Origin of the sequence: Actinophytocola sp. (genome assembly GCF_045807065.1) — a bacterium.
Classification (GTDB): domain Bacteria; phylum Actinomycetota; class Actinomycetes; order Mycobacteriales; family Pseudonocardiaceae; genus Actinophytocola.
Window position 1 is genome coordinate 1 of sequence record NZ_JBJMIE010000632.1, and the last position, 2,157, is coordinate 2,157.

Consider the following 2,157-nt stretch of genomic DNA (forward strand, 5'->3'; position numbering starts at 1 on the left):
AGCCGTCAAACGAAGCACCGGATAGCGCGTGCCCGAGCCGAGCGCCAGCCTGAACTGGGCGACGACGGGAGAGGGGACCGATGCGGATCGCGATGGTGGGCGAGCTCATGGAGGAAGGCGCGGGGCCCGTCGCCGAGCTGTCGGCCGCACTCACCGCGCAGGGGCACGAGGTGACCGTCTACTGCCGACAGGAGGACCGCGGCGCGCCCCGAGAGGTCGTGACGGCCGCCGGCTACCGGGTCGTGCGCACCGCATCCGGCCCCGACGACCAGGTCACCGCGGACGCGGCCGTGCTGACCCGCGCCCTCGACGCCGCATGGGCGCGGGACCGGCCCGACGTGCTGCACACCCATTCGTGGACCACCGTCCCCGCCGCCGCGGCGGCCGCCGCGCCACGCGGCATCCCGACCGTGCACAGCTTCCGGCCGCACCCGGGTTCGAACGGCTCGGCCGAGCTGGAGGGCGTGCTCACCACGACCGCCGACCGGGTGACGTCCACCTGTACCGCGCACGTGGACGTGCTCGTGCGGGCCGGGATGCCCCGCGCGCACGTCTCGATCGTGCCGGACGGTGTCGACGCGGACCTCTTCCGGCCGGAGGGGCTGGCCGAGCCCACCGGCAGCCGGCACCGGCTGGTCGCGCTCGACGCCCGGTCACCGCACGCCGGGGTCAGCACCACGATCGCCGCGCTGCGGGCGCTGCCCGACACCGAACTGGTCGTCGCCGGCGACCCGACCGAGGAGCTGCGCGAGTACGCCGACCTGCTCGGGGTCACCGACCGCGTGCGGTTCACCGGCCCGCTGCCCTACGTCGCGCTGCCCGCGTTGCTGCGCTCGGCCGACGTGGCGGTCTGCACACCGTGGCACGAGCCGTGCCAACCGGGCGTGCTCGAGGCGATGGCGTGTGGCGTTCCCGTGGTCGCCACGACCGTCGGACCGCTGCCCGACATCGTGGTCGACAAGGTCACCGGTCTGCTGGTGCCGCCCCACAGGCCGCGCGACCTCGCGTCCGCCCTCCGCCGCCTGCTCGCCCAGTCCGTCACCCGGGAGCAGTACGGTGCCGCCGGCCGCGACCGGGTCGAGGCCCGCTTCGTGTGGCGGCGCATCGCCGCCGAGTTCGTCCGCGTCTACCAGCAGGCCGGCGCGACCTCACCCGAAGGCCAGGTCGCGGCCCCGGCCCCCCGGCGGCCCATGCAGGTCGTGCCCTGACCGGAAGTCCGTGCCTCACAACAGGCTGGGCGGGTTGTTCAGCGCGACCAGGGCTCCTGGCGCCACTGGACCGTCTCCGCGGTCGAGTCGCGGGGGGTGCGGGGTTCCGGGGCCAAGCGCGCGGCGCTCGTCACCACGCTGTTCAGCAGCAGGGTGATGACCAGGCCGATCAGCAGGTTGAGGATGCCGGTGAAGATCGTGCTGGCGCGGTCGACGGACAGGCTGAGCGGCATGACCACGGCGATCAGCGTCAGCAGCACCATGATCCACCCGAAGAACTGGCCCGCCCTCGGCGTGCTGACCAGCAGCAGCTGCAGCAGACCGGTCGCGAGCAGTGCGCACGCCGCCGCCACCAGGGCGTAGGTCACGGTGCTCGCGTTGCCCCAGACGCCCTCGCCCTTGGGGGCGAGCACGGCCACGTCGAGGATGCCGCGTGCGACCAGGATGCCGAGGATCGCGACCAGCGCCGCCACGATGGCGGTCGCCACACCACCCGCCCACAGCCGGCCCGCGTCGTACCGGTGTCGCGGTTCCGGATCCATCGCCATCGTGTCCTCCGGTGTCGCTCGCGTGTACCTCTCGTGGCAATAGCCCGGGACCGCCACGCACAAACCGGTTTCGCCGGATCGGTGCTGGGTCGGGCGGCTCGAGCGCGCCCACCTGTCGCGGGTCCCCGCGGGACCCGTCTCTCCACTATCGCTCAACCGGGTGGGGTTGACCAGAGACCGGGGCCCGGGGCGGCAGGTCGAACGTCTCCGGGCGGACGGCCCGCACCACGTCGAGGAAGCCCTTCGGCCCGGTCGAACGCAACGCCTCGACCAGTTGTGGGGTGCCCGCGGAGAGCACCCCGTCGGTGGCGAGGACGAGCGTGCTGACGGGTGGTGACGAGTGCGCCGTCGTCGACCGCTCGGCGGTCTCGATCGCGCCGGCGAGCACGCCGGCCGCGGTC

At 73.9% G+C, this 2,157-nt stretch carries 3 protein-coding genes; 1 reads left to right on the plus strand and 2 read right to left on the minus strand.

Going from position 1 to position 2,157, the window contains the following annotated elements; all coding sequences use genetic code 11:
- Positions 1-80: 80 nt before the first annotated feature.
- Positions 81-1,208, plus strand: coding sequence for a glycosyltransferase (locus ACJ73U_RS36835; RefSeq protein WP_407782383.1), 1,128 nt, complete (start codon positions 81-83; stop codon positions 1,206-1,208).
- Positions 1,209-1,246: 38 nt separating this feature from the next.
- Here ACJ73U_RS36835 and ACJ73U_RS36840 read toward each other — a convergent pair whose 3' ends face one another.
- Positions 1,247-1,750, minus strand: coding sequence for a DUF6069 family protein (locus ACJ73U_RS36840; RefSeq protein WP_407782385.1), 504 nt, complete (start codon positions 1,748-1,750; stop codon positions 1,247-1,249).
- Positions 1,751-1,901: 151 nt separating this feature from the next.
- Positions 1,902-2,157 (minus strand): hypothetical protein (locus tag ACJ73U_RS36845; protein WP_407782384.1); only part of this gene is annotated, 256 nt, incomplete at its 5' end.